This is a genomic window from Aliamphritea hakodatensis (assembly GCF_024347195.1).
In the GTDB taxonomy this organism is placed as follows: domain Bacteria; phylum Pseudomonadota; class Gammaproteobacteria; order Pseudomonadales; family Balneatricaceae; genus Amphritea; species Amphritea hakodatensis.
Genome location: NZ_AP025281.1, coordinates 3,359,578 through 3,377,219, shown reverse-complemented (window position 1 = coordinate 3,377,219; position 17,642 = coordinate 3,359,578). Strand labels below are relative to the sequence as shown.

Genomic DNA, 17,642 nt, shown 5'->3' with positions numbered 1-17,642 from the left:
AAAGCAGTAACCGGATCAGCGATCCAGATTGTGCCAGTGGGAACCCCTCTGGTGCATTCTGGGTTCCGGCCGGCTCAGGTTTGGCCGCAAGCTGTAGCGGGGCTGGCCTTTCTCATAAATTCGCAGATGAAAAGGCGTGTTAGCGTGGCTGACCGGGCGCACCTGCCATTCGTGGGGGGCATCCAGCAGGGTCAGTAACAAGGTTTTTGGGCTGATAACCGCTTCACTGCTTGTCTGAAGATTACCGGGCAGCGCCAGTTGCTGATTATCCAGATGGCTGAACTGCTGATTGGCAAGCAGGCGACAGACGCCGGCTATATTCCAGACCTCGGGTAAGTGTTGCATCGGGCTGAGCAGGCCCATATGGGAAGGTGAGACAATATTCTTATCTTTAGAGAAGAATTTTCTCACGGTCAGATCAGAGTGGGCCTTAAGCAGCGAGTTATCCCGAACGTTGCCGTCGAAATCCACCTGATTCAGCCCGTCGATCATCAGCTGCAGATCGAAATCACAGGCCTTGATAAACCGCCAGGCAGGCTCCATTGATGTTCTGGAACCTATGCTGTACTTCAGGGCAGCTTTACCGTTGCGGGTTTTGCCTTCCAGCAGGGTGATCAGCAGGTAAGTGGTCTGAAAGTCCACCAAGGCTTCCGGAGACGCAATAAAGCAATACGGCTGTTCCCGCTGGCAAAAGCTGATCCAGGCATCGCGGTCATTCAGATGAGGCAGGTGGCGGATATTCATTGATAGCGGGATATTCAAACGACAGTATTATCACCGCAGTATACCAAGTTGGAGACTCTATGAAATTAATAAATCGTTCGGCGTTTTCATTGTTGCCGAAACAGCCCTTCGCTGACTGGGCAAACACGCTGGCTGCGGATGAGCTGAATGCGCCGATGAGCCTGGAAGACCATCGCCGTGAAGCCAGTGTGTACATGGTGGATGAGTTTCAGGAGGAGACCGATATCACCCGGCTGCTGCAACAGCATTTTGCGGCGATGTTTGACAATGAACTGGCGGCCTGGGATGAATTTGGCGATGACTGGCCGTCCGACCGCAGTTTCAGCGTGTTTCAGGAATGGTTCGATGTGACGCCACAGGTGATTGCGGTGGACTTGTCCGCCCAGCCGCTGATGCTGGCCCCCTTAACCGACTGATTCTGCACAGCTGATACTGACCTGTCTGGCTTTTTCCGGGGCGGCGGCTCAGGTAAGATGCAGGCACACGCCAGTAGCGAGTTAATATTCCCTATGACCATGCAATTTTCTGCCAAAGACAGTTTATCCGAGCACCCGTTACGGGAAGAGCTGTATGCCGAAATGCATTCCCGGCCTTTCCGGGTGATAGATGCACCGGCACGGATCAGCCATCTGGTGATCATGTGCGACGAGTCGCAGAAAAAATCCCAGTATCAGCATTTACTCAGCCTGTGTGAAAACTACGGGGTTGCGCCACCGGATCAGGACGTCGCTTTTTTTCAGATGGACCTGAACGGCTTGCAAATGCGCCGTGAAAAGCACCTTGAGTTTATAGCCTACACCTTTACCAGCCGTTGTGATGATGCCGAAGCACCCTTTGCCCACAGTTGTGTGGGTGGCTTACCGGAAGCCTGGCTGGCCGGGCTGGAAGGGCAGATCATTACCGCCTTTCACGTCACCGTACTGGATGTAGCGGAATCCGGCGAACCGGATATTCCGCAGGTTAAGCAATACTTCGACGACATGCGTCTGATTGGCAGCCAGCCCTCACAGGGGGCGGTACAGGTCTGGACCACCTATCAGCTGCACGATGACGGTTACGGCCGTTTTCTGGTCTATAACCGGGAGATGAGTGCCAGCCAGTTAGGCCGTCTGGTACAGCGTCTGGTGGAAATTGAAACCTACCGTTTAATGACCCTTCTTGGCCTGCCGCTGGCCCGTTCAATCAGCCCGCAACTGCGGCAGATGGATTTGCAGCTGGCAGAGCTGACCCAGACCCTGGCGCAGGGGGAGCAGCAGGAAGGTTTTGAAGATGCCCAGCATTTGCTTGGCCGGCTGACGGACATTGCCTCGCAGGTTGAAGCCTACCGGGCGCAGTCTACTTTCCGCTTTAATGCCACCCTGGCTTATCAGGCCATCATGTTTAATAACATTGATGAACTGCGGGAAGACGAAGTGTCCGGCCACCTGACCTTGCAGGAATTCATCGGCCGGCGGGTTGGCCCTGCGGTTAAAACCTGTGAATCGGTCGCCGCCCGTCTGGAAGACTTGTCCCGCCGGATCGACCGGGTCAGTGATATGCTGCGTACCCAGGTGGATCTGTCGATTCAGGGGCAGAATCAGGAACTGCTCAGCTCCATGGACCGGCGCTCAAAAATCCAGCTGATGATGCAACACACCGTAGAAGGGTTATCGGTTGCGGCGATCAGTTATTACACCATCGGGCTGGTGAAAATATTTCTTGGGGTGCTCTACGATCAGGGCATCTCATTCGATAAAAGTCTGGCGCTGGGGATCTCCATGCCGCTGGTGATCATTGTGGTTGCCTGGCTGACCCGGCGTATTCATTCGAAATTTAATAAACTGGCTGATGATCCGGATTCCCGGTCAGGTCATGGGTAAAGGTGTGAAATGACACAAACAATTGCTGCACAGATTGAGTCCATGCTGCGTGATTCACTGGCTGTGGACCAGCTGTATATTGAAAATGAAAGCCACATGCACAGCGGCCCGGCAACCGACAGCCATTTTAAAGTGGCAATCGTCTCTGACGACTTTACCGGCAAACGACTGGTTGCCCGTCATCAGGCGGTCTATAAAGCAGTGGACAGCCTGATGAACAATCCGATCCATGCATTCTCCATGCATCTGTATACCCGACAGGAATGGACTGATAAAAACGGTGAGATTCCATTGTCTCCTAACTGCATGGGCGGCTCTAAGTAAGCCTCAGAAACAAGCGCTCCGGCCCCGGCCACAGCGCTTTTTTTGTGTCTCAGTTCTTACTTAGAGATTGATAAGAAAAGGTGCATCTATTGTTGATGAACATCAATGTTTTTCTTTACCGGCAGCGCGATAGTTAAGTCATCAAAAGCATCTGTTAAGGGAACGAAGATGAGCATTGAGCACCACGATCTGATCCACGAACTGCCGGAATATCGCCAGCGTATCCACGATTTAAAGATATCAAACGCACACTTTTCACGGCTGTTTGATGAGTATCATGACGTCACCAAGGAGGTGGAACGTATGGAGACACTCACTGAGCCGGTCTGTAGCGACACAGAAAATGCCCGTAAAGCCAAACGTCTGCACCTGAAAGATCAGCTGTTTGCGATGCTGACGGCTGAGCCGGCCTGATAACCAAATACGCCGAATTCTGATTTCGTTATCAAACCCGCTTTATTGCGGGTTTTTTTATATTTATAGTGTCAGTAACGGTTATATTTTTTTGTAGGATTATTAATGCATTCAAGCGGTTACAACTGGCGCTACATTTTTTCCATCGCCCGTGAATATAAGCCGGAACTGATAAAGGCTAATCTGATTGCGCTGGTGGCCACCATTGCCAGCGTACCTTTACCCCTGCTGATGCCATTACTGGTCGATGAAGTCTTGCTGGGGCAGCCGGCAACCCTGGTGGAAATCTGTCAGCAACTGTTCCCTGCATCCTGGCAGGGGGCAATACTCTACATCACCGCGATACTGGTGCTGACCATCATCCTGCGCTGTATCGCGCTGGTGCTGAACGTCTGGCAGGGCAGGCAGTTTACCCACATTTCCAAAGAAGTGGTGTTCCGTATCCGGCAGGGGCTGCTGCAAAAACTTAAACGTATCTCCATGGCGAAATACGAAACCCTGGGCAGCGGTAAAGTCAGCAATCACTTTGTGGTAGATCTGGATACCATTGATCAGTTTGTCGGTACGTCTCTGAGCAAGCTGCTGCTGGCAGGGCTGACCATTGCCGGCACCGCAGTGGTGCTGCTGTGGATGCACTGGCAACTGGCACTGTTTATTCTGCTGCTGAATCCTATCGTTGTGTACTTCACCATGGTGCTGGGCAAACGGGTTAAAGAACTGAAGAAGGATGAAAACGCCGCCTACGGAGCATTTCAGAGTTCCCTGATTGAAGTCCTGGAAGGGATTTACCAGATCCGTGCTGCCAACCGTGAAAAACATTATCTGCAGCGCTTACAGGATCAGGCCGCCGAGGTCCGGGACCGTTCCGTTGCCTTTGGCTGGCGCAGCGAGGCGGCTGGCCGGTTCAGCTTTATGGTGTTCCTGGTGGGGTTCGATTTATTCCGTGCCCTGTCCATGCTGATGGTGGTGTTCTCCGACCTGAGTATCGGCGAAATGATGGCCGTGTTTGGTTACCTGTGGTTCATGATGGGGCCGGTGCAGGAACTGTTGGGCATTCAGTATGCCTACTACAGCGCCAATGCGGCCTTATCCCGCATCAATGAACTGCAGAATCTGGAAGAAGAACCGGACTACCCCCATCTGGAAAACCCGTTCAGTCAGCGGGAATCCATCGGCATCGCGGTGGATAACATTCACTTTGGTTATCTGCCGGAGCAGGAAGTCCTTAAAGGGCTGAGCTTAACCATTGAGCCCGGCCAGAAAATTGCCTTGGTCGGGGCCAGTGGTGGCGGTAAGTCGACCCTGGTGCAGATTCTGCTGGGGCTGTATCCGATTCGCAGCGGTGCAATCCGTTACGATGGCGTGCCGGTAGAAGAGATCGGATTTGATCTTATTCGTGAAAATGTTGTCACAGTGTTACAGCAGCCTATGTTGTTTAACGATACCGTCAGAGGCAACCTCACACTGGGCCGTCGCTTCGATGATGATAAGCTCTGGCAGGCGCTGGACATCGCGCAGCTGAAGCCTTTTGTTGAAGAACTTGACGGCAAACTGGATGCGCTGGTGGGGCGTCAGGGCGTCCGGTTATCCGGCGGTCAGCGGCAGCGTCTGGCAATTGCCCGGATGGTGTTATCCGATCCAAAAGTGGTCATTCTGGATGAAGCAACATCGGCGCTGGATGCGCAAACTGAATTTGAAGTACTCTCGGCGCTGGAAACCTTTCTGGCCGGCAGAACAACAATTATCGTGGCGCACCGGTTAAGTGCGGTGAAGCAGGCTGACCGGGTCTATGTCTTCGAAGACGGCCAGATCAGTGAACAGGGCGAACATCAGGACCTGCTACAACAGGACGGACTGTACGCTAAACTGTACGGGCAGCATCAGCACTGAACCTGAAGGGCGATAAGCACGTTAAAACAGTTAAAAACAGGTTAAGCAAGATTTTGCTACATTGGCAGGATCAGTTATTTGGAGGCAACCCCGATCAATGCATTGGGATGCGAGGTAAGTTATGAATAAGATTTTAGTGGCGACAGTGCTGGCATCATCCTTAATGTTGCAGGGCTGTGCATCTTCACTGACCGGGGATACTTACTCGCGTAGCGAAGCGCGGAAAGTTCAGCAGGTCCAGTATGGCCAGGTGCTTTCCGTAACACCGGTTGTCATTGAAGGCCGCACCAACAGCCCGCTGGGTGCCGGTGCCGGTGCTGTGATCGGCGGGATTGGCGGCAGTAAGATCGGCGGCGGCTCCGGCCGGACCATCGCCACCGTGCTGGGTGCGGTTGCGGGTGGTGTGGTAGGCCAGCAGGCCGAAGAAAAACTGACCCGTAAACAGGGGCAGGAAATTACCGTTGAACTGGAAAGCCGCCGGATTATTTCAGTGGTTCAGGAAGTCAGCGGCAACGGCATCTTCCAGGCCGGTGACCGGGTCCGGGTACTGGGTCAGGGCGGAACAGCAAGGGTTGTTCGCTAACCGCGGTAACCTTTTAAAACCCAAAAAGCCTGCTTAAAGCAGGCTTTTTTGTGTCTGCTGACCGGGCTGGTATCGGGTTTTGCCCACAGCTGTTCAGGCCGGAAATCTTTCAGGCCGGTAGTCTTTGTCTTCAGAAAAATGCTGCCTGCCACTCAGGCACAGCTACCACTAATCAACAGGTCAGCTCCGGCTAAGTACCTTCTTTATACTAATGAAGGTTTTATCTTTCAATATGGCCGCAAGCTGGCAATGCTATTCACCATTGCAAACACAGTTCGCCCGGAGCAGGTGCTGCGAATAGCCGTTTTAAGTCTTTTGCATGAAAGGAATCAGGCATGTGGACAACAAGGGCTCAACAAAATGCAGTGCTGAATTAACCACCTGTCACGAGTGATGAAACGGAATTTGTCATGGATTTACCCCAGTCAGGGCAAGCAGCCCTGTTTTGCAGCGTACTGATATTTGCTTTTCAGGCTTTGGCTGCCCCGGAACCGTCAGTCATCGCTGAGGACCAGCTGCAGCGTGCTGAGCAACAACAGGAAGCCTTGCAACGTCAGTTACAGCCCTCATCAGACAGTATTCACCTATCTGTTCCGCAAGCCGATCTGCCGCAAAGTATCAGCGATGAACAATGTTTCCCAATTGAAGACGTTGTCCTTAAGGGAGATGAGTCACTGACCGACCGTTCAGCGATCACCGCCATACTTGCCCGGCACAACACGGATTGTCTGGGGCCGCAGGCGATCAAAAGCCTCATGAATAAACTGCAAAACCACTATATAGAACAGGGGCTTGTGACAACGCGCGTGGTAGCACCCCCACAGGATTTAAATGCCGGCACACTCACTTTGCAGATTGTTGCCGGCAAGGCAGGGAATATTGGCCGCGACCCATCCGCCCCTGAGGGTGATATTAATCTGAATACAGTCGTGCCTTTAAATAAGGGCGATTACCTGGATATCAGAGCGCTGGAGCAGGCGCTGGAAAACTTACACCGCCTGAGCGCTGCCACTGCCAGTTTTTCGTTGCATCCAACTGAAGACGTGGGTGTCAGTGATATCAGGGTGAAATGGCAGCAGGAGAAAATGTGGCGGCTGATTCTGTCGGCGAATGACAGCGGCGCAGACAATACCGGCAAGTATCAGGGCAATGCCACCTTATTTATAGAAAACCCGCTGCAGCTGAGTGACGTGTTTTATATCAGCAAAGGGCGTGACTTACATACTGACAGCGACACCGGCTCAGACAACTACAGCGTTCATTACTCGCTTCCCATCGGTTACTGGCAATTCGATCTTAACAGCTCACGTAATGACTATGAGCAGAGTGTGGCGGGTTTGAACGGCAATGTTGCCTATACCGGGCAAAGCACGCGGCACAGTGTGGATGTTACCCGGGTAATACGCCGTACCGGCACCGCTAAAACCAGTATAAGGCTCGGCCTGACCCGGCGGGCTTCACGTAACTTTGTAAATGGTACCGAAGTTGGGGTACAGCGCCGTGATACCAGTTATGCACAGCTCAGTCTGATACACCGTCAGCAAATACCGGTCGCCAGTCAGCAGCTACAACTGGACACCCGTATCAGCTTCCGCAAAGGCAACCGCTGGTTCGGTGCTCAGCCGGCACCGGAAGAAACGACCGGAGACGCCACCGCACTTAGTGACATTCTGCTTTTCTCGCTCTATACCAATTTGCCATTTCAGTGGGGTGAGCAGCCGCTGCGATGGGGCAGCAGCTTTCAGGCCCAGTGGACCGACAGCAAGTTAACCTCACAGGACAGATTTACGATCGGTAACCGTTATACCGTTCGCGGCTTTGACGGTGCCGTTACCTTAAGCGCTGACCGCGGCTGGTTCCTGCAAAACGAACTGGCGATGCGCCTGGGGGAAACACCGGCGGAAGCGTTTGTCAGCCTGGATATGGGGGAAGTATCCGGGCGGGGCAGTGACGAACTGCTGGGAACCAGACTGGCAGGGGCCTCTGTCGGCGTTAAAGGAAGCCACAAGGCGTTCAGCTATCAGTTTTTCATTGGCACACCTTTGTATAAGCCCGAGGGCTTTCAGGCACGTGAAACCAGTGTGGGTTTTACCCTGAACTGGGAATTTTAAGATTGGGCGCGTAATTCCGGAGGGAACGGGAAATGACGGGTAACGGATTTACTTTCAGCAGCGCAAGAGCTGGCAAAAAAACGCTGCATAAGGCGCTGAGCCTTCTATTGGCGGGCAGCCTGATATTCAGCAACCTGCATGTCTACGCGGAAGATATTCGCGCCGATGCCTCTGCGCCGGGGGCTCAGCAACCGGCGGTATTACAGGCGGCCAATGGTGTCCCTCAGGTCAATATAAAGACGCCAAACAGTGCCGGGCTGTCTCATAACAGCTACAGCGCTTTTGATATCGATCCCCGCGGCGTCATCCTGAACAACAGCCGTACTGACGTTAACACGCAGTTGGGTGGTTTTGTGACCGCTAACCCGGAAATGGCCGGTGGCGAAGCCCGTGTCATTCTCAACGAAATCAACTCGAATAAGCGCAGCGATATTAACGGCTTTATCGAGATCGCCGGCAAACGCGCGGATGTCATCGTCGCTAACCCTTCCGGCATAAGCTGTAAAAACTGCGGCTTTATCAATGCGCAGCAAGGCACGCTGACCACCGGGGAAGTGCGCTTTAACGGCGGGCAAATAGAGGGCTATAAGGTTGAGCAGGGCAGTATTGAGCTGAATGGCTTCAATGCTGAAGATGCCGACTATGCCAGCATTATAAGCCGTGCCGTTGAGATTAATGGCGATGTGCGGGCGCAGGAGTTGCGTGTAACAACGGGCCTCAACACCGTAGATGCCGCCAACCTCAGCGTGCAGCGCGATACAGCCACCGCCACAGCCGCACCGCAGTTTTCGCTGGATGTTAAAGCGCTGGGCGGCATGTACGCAGGCAAAATCACCCTGATAGGCACCGAAGACGGCGTCGGGGTTCGCAACGCCGGCAAGATAGGTGCCACCGCCAGTGAACTTGTGATCCGCGACGGCCAGCTGATGAATAGCGGCACCCTCAGCAGTACTGCCGGTATGCAACTGGACATTGCCGGAACCTTAGATAACAGCAGTATCATCAATGGGGGTGATCTGACGCTGGACGCGTCTGAGCTGAAGAATACCGGTTCTATTACAGCTGAAAAAACACTGACCGTGGAGGCCGGACCGGTCACTAACTCCGGCGATATCAGCAGTAAACAACATTTAGACATCAGCGCCGGCCAGTCGATAAATAATCTTGTTAATGGCCGGATGATAGGTGGTTCAGCCACGCTGACAGCGGATACCGGCTCGGTCACGAACTCCGGAGAGATCAGCAGTCAGCAACACCTGAATATTCAGGCTAACCAGTCGATTGAGAATAACAGCGGCCGGATGATTGGCGATTCGGCAACGCTGACGGCGGATACCGGCCCGGTCACCAACTCCGGTGAAATCAGCAGTACCCAACACCTGAATATTCATACTGATACCGGCATTAATAATCAGATCAATGGCCGGATAACCGCTGATTCCGCAACGCTGACAGCGGAGTCAGGACCGCTTACGAATGCCGGTGAAATCAGCAGTAACCAACACCTGGAAATTCACGCGAATCAATCGATTAGCAATCAGATAAATGGCCGGATGACAGGCGATTCAGCAACGCTGACCGCGGCTACCGGGCAGGTCACGAATGCCGGTGATATCAGCAGCCAGCAACACCTGAAAATTTACGCCAATCAATCAATTACCAATCAGACCGATGGCCGGATGATTGGTGATTCAGCAACCTTGACAGCGGACACCGGGCCGCTCACCAACGCCGGTGAAATCAGCAGCCTGAAACACCTGAATATTCACGCCAAACAATCGATTACCAATCAGATTAATGGCCGGATGACAGGCGATTCAGCAACCCTGACCGCAGATACCGGATCGGTTACCAACGCCGGTGAAATCAGCAGTACCCAACATCTGAATATTCAGGCTGATACCGGCATCAATAATCAACCCAGTGGCTGGATGACAGGTGGCTCAGCAACGCTGACCGCAGACACCGGGCCGGTCACGAATGCCGGCGACATTGGCAGCACCCGGCACCTCAATATTCGCGCGCATACAGCGGTAAATAATCAGCCCACTGGCCGGATGACAGGCGGCTCAGCAACGCTGATCGCAGATACCGGATCGGTTACCAATGCCGGTGACATCGGCAGCCAGCAACATCTGAGCATTCACGCCAGTCAGTCGATTAACAATAACGATGGCGAAATAATTGGCAGTTCAGCAACGCTGACGGCTAAAACCATTCTTAATCAGGGCGCTGATGCGCTGATCGCCGCCACTGACGCGACCCAGAAACTCTCCCTGCATGTCAGCGACAGCCTCATTAACAAAGAAAAAGCCCTGATATACAGCAAGGGAAATCTGTCCGTTGATGGCCAGGTGAGTGACAACCTCAGTGAGGATACTGCCGCGCAACAGCTTACGAACCTGTCGGCCACCATCGAGGCGCTGGGGGATATCAGCTTTAAGCTTGATCAGCTCCTCAATGAAAGTCTTGGCCACAGTGAAATAACGACAGAAACCACCACCGAAACCGTCCAGATGCGCATCCCCTCATGGCTGACGAACGGTTCAAACGGAGACAAAGGCGTTAATAAAATCGCCACGACTTCAAATTATTCTCCTTATGTAACCTATCTGTTACATCCACACGATCTGCTTGAGAAGGAAACCCTGTACACCCCCAGCGGCGAACAGGTTTATAAAGTAAAAGTCAGGTTGCGCAGTAATGACACTGTTTTCTTTCGGGCCACTGGCTGCACGTACGGAAGATGTGAAACTCGTAAGCGTCTGAAGGCGAAAGACACAACAAAAGTTTTATACCTCACCAGTATCTCAATCGGGCAGGCGAACCCTGATCAGGTGAGCACACCGGACATCTGGGGAGGCTATAACTCAGCTACAAAGGCTAGTACCCGAAAAGATGAAATCGTATATCAGAATACCTTCGGTAACTGCACGACCGACTGCGTACGGTTAACCCAGCCTTATAAATACGAGAATCCAAGAACAACCATCGCCAGAAATGCGATGCATCATGTCTTGCCTAAGAAGCCGAAACTGGAAAGGAGCCGCGTAGCCGTACACAGCATCACAAGGGATATACAGGATACCAGCCAGCAAGGCGCTAAGGCCTTGGTTGTTGCCGGAGGCAAACTGACAGCAGCGATCGGTAAGAGCCTGGATAATAAGTTCTCAATCCTTTCCGCCAGAGGAGATTTAACAATAACCGGTGTCGGCAGTGATGCTGAACTGACCAATCATGCAAAAAGCCTTTTTGAGCAACATACCTTTAACAATACGACGACGGCCTTTGACGGCACCAAAGAAGCCTGGGTGAACCCTGAACGCACTGTAAAAGCCGACAGTATTAAGTCTGTTATCAGTAGCGGCGGCAAGTTAACGACAACCGACATAAAGGTAAACAATGAGGATCTGGGGGCCGGAGTCGCTAACCCGACTGACCGCGTCATTATCGTAGGCGAAGCGCCTGCACCCGGTCAGGCATTAGCCCCCTTAAACACAGCACCGACACTGGCTCCGTTAACGCTAAACAGCAGCCTGTTTACCTATGACGCAACAGCCCCTGCCGGCTACGTCATTGAAACCGATCCGCGCTTTACGGATAAAAAGCAGTGGCTTTCCTCTGATTACATCTTAAGCCGGGTGGCGCTTGATCCCGGCGTTACCCAAAAACGCTTAGGCGACGGCTTCTATGAGCAGCAGCGGCTGCGCGAACAGCTGGTTAACCTCACCGGCAAGCGCTTTGTCGGGGAACACCCGACCGATGACGCCATGTTTCAGGCCTTAATGCAGGAAGGTGTTAACTACGCCACTGAATACAACCTGAGGCCGGGAATTGCCTTAACCGCAGAGCAGATGGCCCGCTTAACCAGCGACATCATCTGGCTTGAAGAAGAACAGGTAACACTGCCAAACGGCGAAGTGGTTGCTGCTCTGGTGCCGAATGTGTATCTCGCCCCGGCGACAGTTGCGCAGAACCTGGCAACCGGCGGTGCCCTGATTACAGCGAACACTGTGGATCTGAAGGTTACCTCACTGCAGAACCAGGGCGGCTCGATAGTTGCGGATGAGCGCCTTAGCCTTATTGCCGATACCGATATCATCAACCGGGGCGGAACAGTTACCGGTAAGCGTGTCGATTTATCTGCAGGCCGGGACATTAACAATGAAACCCTCTCTGTTGAGCGCCGTTTTGAATCGGCCAACAGCACCGGCAGCTATAAAGAACAAAGCACCGCCATCAGCCAGCGCGGCAAGATCACCAGCACCGGTGGAAACCTCTCACTGAATGCCGGGCGTGACATCCTTAATCAGGGCGCAACCATTCAGGCGCAGGGTGATCTGGATCTCCGCGCCACTGGCGATATCACGTTTAATACCGTTAAAACCGGCCGGGAAATACAAGCCCGGGTAGGCAGGGATGGCTCCCGGGTGTCCAGCCAGAGCGGCAATACCCGCAGCACCCTGACAAGCACCGGAGACACAACCCTCAACGCAACCAATGTTGAGCTGACCGCCTTAGCGCAACAGAGCGGGGGCGACTTAGCGGTTACCGCTGAAAACGACCTCACCGTTACCAATGCGTTCAACAAGAGCAAACAAGAGAGCAAATATACAAACCACCTGTATAAAGGCGACTCAACCACGGTTGTCAGTACCACGCTGGATGCCGGCAATGTCAGCCTGAAATCCGGTGCAGATACCCGCTTACAGGCGGCCAAAGTCAATGCACAGGGCACGATAGAGGTCGCCGCCGGGGAAGATCTGGAGATCTCCTCCGCCGCCAGCGAGCGGTACCAGTACGCATACTCCAAATCGAAGAAGAGCTTCGGCCGCAAAAAAGTATCGACCCGCGAAAAGTACTCACTGGATCACATAGGCACTGAACTGAACGCCGGGGCCGACATACTGATCAACAGCGAGCGTAATGATGAGGGAGAAATCATCCGCCTCGACAGCGGTAAAACAACAGTCAGCAGCAGCCATCTGAATGCGCAGGACCAACTGGTCATTAATGCCGATGAGGGCATCGAGCTTACCTCCCGCAAGAATATCGACTACGAGAAAAGAACCACCAAAAAGTCGGGCCTCCTCGGCCTGACCCGCTCATCATCCGGCTCCGTTAAGCGCCGGGAACTGCTCAGCCAGAACCGTCTGGCCACCCGGCAGGACGACCTGAGCCTGCTCTCAGGCGCGGATGTAACCATCATCGCCAGTGACCTTGAATCCGCTGCAGACCTTAACCTCGAAGCGGCAGATAACGTACTGATCACGGCAGCGAACGAAAGCAGCGAATCGCAAGAATGGGATGTGTCCGGCGGCTTCTTAACCGGGGGCAGTTTTTACAGCCTGGAAAGTGAGAAATCCACCAAGGTTACTAATACAGCTAAAAGCGCCACGCTGGACGCCCGCGGCGATGTCGACATCGATGCCGGCAGTGCCACCGTCATCGGCTCGCAGATAAATGCCGACGGCAATATCACTGTGAACACCGATGTCGGCTCTGTTGAAGTCCTTTCCGCCGTTGAAACCGGTCAGTCCACCTCTGAATCGAAAAAAATCACCGTCAGCTTTGTTGATGCACTCAAAAATCTGGCTGAGCCTCACAAGCTCATCACCGTTGACGACGGCAAGCTGAAACTGTCGCTGGCAAAGGCCACCTACGATCAGGTGGATACCGAAGGTAAAAACCTTAGCCAGAAAGCCAGCACCCTGACGGCCGGCGGCAACATTAATCTGGACAGCGCCGAAAGTATTACGGTCACCGGCAGTGATCTAGCCGCAGGTGTTGAAAGGCAGGGCGAACCGGATGCAACCGGCGATGTAAACCTCACCGCGCGTGACGGCGACATCACCATCAATGAAAGCGTGGATTCACTGGCAAGCATCAGGCAGGAAGTACACGCCATTGCCGAAGTCAGTGCGGTTGTTGAGCATAAATCGGTCGAAATCGTCAAAGCGCTGCAGTCACTGAAGAAGGCAAAAGAAAAGTTACAGCAGGCGAAACGCGATTACCGCCAGTACAAAAAAGACCGCACACGCATAAAGGCAGAACTGGCCGGGTTAGAGCAGGACTACGTCAATAAAGTGCCGGGGGTTTCATACGATGACCTCATTGAAGTACGTGACCTGAGCGAAGATCTGGAATCCGATAAAGACTGGTACATCGCCGGCATTGCGCTGGCCTCCGTGGATGTGGCTACCAAGGGTACCGCGTTGGCGTATCAGGTCGATGCGGCCTCACGCAGCCGTGTGACATGGGGATTTGATGCCGGTCTCCAGTTGGATATAGAAGGCTCTAAAAGCGAGCGTAACCGGCAAACAAGCACGGCCAATGCCAGCACCCTCAGCGGCGATAACATCACCATCAATACCGGCCTGTCGACGGAAGAGGGGCAAAGCAAAACCACCATCCGCGGCAGCCATCTGGCCGCGAACGACACCATTACCATCAACACCGGCGAGCTCAATGCAGAGGCGAGCCAGTCAACCAGTCGGGCGCACAACAGTAAAGAATCTTTCAGCACCAGTATCTCGCAAACCCTTCACGGTGCAGCAACTGGCGGGGTTGCGGTCAGCGGCAGTTATTCACGCAGTAAAGACGATCAGAAAAGCACCACCTATGAAAACAGCACCATTACCGCTGATCAGGTCACCCTCAACAGCCGGGGAGATACAAACATCAAGGGTGCCAATATCCGCGGCAATGAAGTCTTAGACGTAGATGTTGGCGGCGACCTGCAGGTTGAATCCAGGCAAAACCGCAATTCAGGCAGTAATAAATCCTTAGGCATCGAGGCCGGCTTCAGCACCGGTGGCACAGCCGGGAGCGAAGGCTATGCACAAAGCGCCGGGGAATTCGCCGACAGAGTGGCAGATACCGCCAGCGAGCCGGGCAAATACCTTGGCGGTGATGCCACAGGCTCACTGAGTGCCGCCAATGGCGGCTTAAATGCCGGTTCCGGCCGGTTCACCAACAGGCAAACCGTAGAATCATCCCTGACCGGCGGCGAAGTGAATGTGGACGTTGCCGGCCATACCCAGTTAAACGGCGCAGTGATTGCCGCCACTGACGAAAAGGGTGCCGATACCGGCAACCTGGAATTAAACACCCAGAGCTTTGGGTTTGAAGACCTGACCAACCGAAGCTACAGCACACAACGCAGTGCAGGCATCACTGCCGGCGTGAACGTAGCGACAGAGAGCAACACCGGTAAAGACGGCAATGTCACCGAAAAAGGCGACACCGCCTTCGACAGTGGCGGCGTTGAGTATGAAAACACCTCGGGCTACCGAAAAACCAAAACGCTGGCCACGCTGGGAAGTGGCGACATCACCATCCGTGATGATCAGGACAACGGCACCGACAGCACCGAACGCTTAAACCGCGACGTGACAAACACCGGTAAATCACTGGTTGATATCCGGCGTCAGCAGGGCAACTTCGATGTCACCATCACCGAGGAACTGCTGGCTGGTGGCATTGCGACCGTTGTAGGGAACTATGCAGAGCAGCAGGTTCAGGCGGCAGAGGCGCTTAAAAAACTGGCGGAAAAACTACAGGAAACTGATCCGGAACAGGCTCAGGCCCTGCGGGATCAGGTTCAGGCCATTAACGATGACTGGGATGAAACCGGCACCTTCCGGGTTGCCCTGCATACCATTACCGGTGCGTTAACCGGCGACCTGCGCGGTGCCGCCACGGCACTGGCAACCGCCTATACCATTCCTGAGTTAAGCAACAAGCTGCAGGGCATCGACGGCTTAGATACCGAAAGCCGGGAGCGTATTTTAACCCTGGTGGCCGGCAGTGTAGGCGCTGTGGGCGGCGGTGCCATTGGTGCGGCCGACAGCGTTAACCAGACGGTGAATAATTATCTGAGTCATCAGCAGGCTGAGCGGAAAGATGAACTATTCGAGCAGTTAGCAAATTGTCAGGGAGCTGAGTGTCAGTCGATCAATGAAGAACTGGCAGCAATTGATGCGTTGGATAAGTTAACCGATGTCGAGTTTACTCAGGCATGTGCTGATCAAACAAGTTCTGACTGTTCAGCAGCAACAGGCAGAATGCTGGTAGCGCTTGGATCGTATGATGATCAGAACTTAGGTGTCGAAGGGAAAAAGCAGCTTATCAATATGGCCTATCGGCAATTGCCGAAGTACACATTGGAAAGTGGACAAAAAGTTGCTGTTGGCGTTGTGAACCAGTGTGAAGGGGCTACCTGTGTTCAGGGTCTGGCTTTTTTAGACGGGCTTACGATCAGTTATGTCGATGCTTCACGAATTAAAGACCCTGAAGTAAAAGCAGTTTACCGGTCAGCTCAAGAGACTGGAGAGGTTGCTGGCTTAGTCTTGGCAGTTCGCTCTCTGCCTAATCTATTAGAAGCCGGAGTTAGTAGTGTAAGGAAAATCGGTAAAGGTCCTGAGAGTAACGGGCTAGACAGTGATCTGCAAAATACAAATCCGTCAAATCCTAATACCAATACTGCAGGAAGTAATACCGGTGATATAAATCTCGGCAATGGAAGCGGCATAGACTCTACGCCAACAATTAATCTTGAACGAGGCACAAAAGGTGACTGGAATAAAATAGCCAATAACCCTGAGCCCAACACTAAGTATGAATTTGACAATGGTTACAGCTATAAAACTGATCCAAATGGGCGGGTTGACACTGTTGAAGCTGATTTGCAGTTAGGCGCTTGGGATAGAAATCGCTATCAACAGAGGATTTCTGGTGGTGAGTGTCGCGGTCCTAATGACTGTGGCGGTCACTTGATCGCGTCTATGTTTGGTGGTCCAGGAGAAAGGGTTAATCTAGTTCCCATGGATGGAAAGTTGAATGGCTCTGGCGGAGAATGGTATAAGTTGGAGCAACAATGGAAAGGCGTTTTAGAAGGCGGTGGTTCTGTTAAGGTTAATATTAAACCTTCCTATAGTGGCGATAGTGCGCGACCAGATAGTTTTTCGGTTAGATACTCTATTAACGGTGTAACTCAACCGCCCAAAGTTTTACAAAATACTCCTACAGGTCAGTAAATGACAGAAGATCAAAAGATATATCAAGAGATAGGGAAAGCACTTTGGTCGCTTATGCCTGATAACGCACAGCTAATTTATTGCATAGGTATGGTTTATTCAGATACGCATCAGATAGGACCTGAATGGGTAAATCATGATGGATCCTTGGGACAATTTGATTTTGAAAATTATCCTGATGATTTTTGTGCCGATGTGTATCAACTTGTAGTTAAATTGCAAGAGCTTCCACCTTATGAACGGCAGCCTTGGTCACACTTCAAGGCTAGCTTGACTGAAGAAGGCAGATTTAAGATGGATTTCGCTTATATCCCTCAGGCAGATTCGTGGCCAGGTTTGTTTATGAAAGGAGTTAGTGATTTGAGTTGGGAGGAGGCCCAAGAGCATTATATTCCCCAAAAAGATTGGGAAAAATGCATTGCTGATCGTGAAGCAAACTACAAGTAATGCACAGCATATAGGGGTCACCCATTAGCCGTTTCCGGTCAACAGGGTGAGTAAGTTCCTGATGTTTTGTACACCATCCGTCTGTTTTAAAGTTGTTATTAGACCGCACCTGTCTTTTCATCGGCGGATGTTGTTTCATCGAAACAACGGGGTCACGAAACAACGGGGTCAGGCCTTGCCTTTTGCTATTGCTTACTTATATAGAGTTAGGCAAGAAATAAGCCCCAAGCCT

10 protein-coding genes are annotated in these 17,642 nt (G+C 52.7%); 9 read left to right on the top strand and 1 reads right to left on the bottom strand.

Annotation, left to right across the window (positions count from 1 at the left end; genetic code table 11):
• Positions 1 to 15: 15 nt before the first annotated feature.
• Positions 16 to 762, bottom strand: a complete 747-nt coding sequence (locus PCI15_RS15580; protein WP_271270860.1) for a hypothetical protein — start codon at positions 760 to 762, stop codon at positions 16 to 18.
• 41 nt (positions 763 to 803) lie between these two features.
• Here PCI15_RS15580 and PCI15_RS15575 point away from each other — a divergent pair, with 41 nt between their 5' ends.
• From PCI15_RS15575 to PCI15_RS15535, 9 genes are all read left to right on the top strand, one after another.
• Entirely contained in the window at positions 804 to 1,160 is a 357-nt protein-coding gene (locus tag PCI15_RS15575; protein ID WP_271270859.1) for a hypothetical protein, read from the top strand.
• Between the two features lie 93 nt (positions 1,161 to 1,253).
• Positions 1,254 to 2,603, top strand: coding sequence for a DUF3422 family protein (locus tag PCI15_RS15570; protein ID WP_271270858.1), 1,350 nt, complete (start codon positions 1,254 to 1,256; stop codon positions 2,601 to 2,603).
• A gap of 9 nt (positions 2,604 to 2,612) precedes the next feature.
• Entirely contained in the window at positions 2,613 to 2,927 is a 315-nt protein-coding gene (locus tag PCI15_RS15565) for a BolA family protein (protein ID WP_271270857.1), read from the top strand.
• Between the two features lie 168 nt (positions 2,928 to 3,095).
• A complete protein-coding gene (locus tag PCI15_RS15560) occupies positions 3,096 to 3,341 on the top strand; it encodes an HP1242/YdcH family protein (RefSeq protein WP_271270856.1) in 246 nt (81 codons plus the stop codon).
• 105 nt (positions 3,342 to 3,446) lie between these two features.
• On the top strand, positions 3,447 to 5,231 hold the full coding sequence (locus tag PCI15_RS15555; protein WP_271270855.1) for an ABC transporter ATP-binding protein: 1,785 nt from the start codon (positions 3,447 to 3,449) through the stop codon (positions 5,229 to 5,231).
• Between the two features lie 121 nt (positions 5,232 to 5,352).
• A complete protein-coding gene (locus tag PCI15_RS15550; RefSeq protein WP_271270854.1) occupies positions 5,353 to 5,814 on the top strand; it encodes an outer membrane lipoprotein in 462 nt (153 codons plus the stop codon).
• Positions 5,815 to 6,224: 410 nt separating this feature from the next.
• Positions 6,225 to 7,925 carry a ShlB/FhaC/HecB family hemolysin secretion/activation protein gene (locus tag PCI15_RS15545; RefSeq protein ID WP_271270853.1) on the top strand — a complete coding sequence of 567 codons (1,701 nt, stop codon included), beginning with the start codon at positions 6,225 to 6,227 and terminating at the stop codon, positions 7,923 to 7,925.
• Positions 7,926 to 7,957: 32 nt separating this feature from the next.
• On the top strand, positions 7,958 to 16,963 hold the full coding sequence (locus tag PCI15_RS15540; protein WP_271270852.1) for a two-partner secretion domain-containing protein: 9,006 nt from the start codon (positions 7,958 to 7,960) through the stop codon (positions 16,961 to 16,963).
• The gene (locus PCI15_RS15535; protein ID WP_271270851.1) at positions 16,964 to 17,410 is read left to right on the top strand and encodes an immunity protein YezG family protein; all 447 of its coding nucleotides are present in this window, start codon (positions 16,964 to 16,966) and stop codon (positions 17,408 to 17,410) included.
• The last annotated feature ends 232 nt before the right edge of the window (positions 17,411 to 17,642 follow it).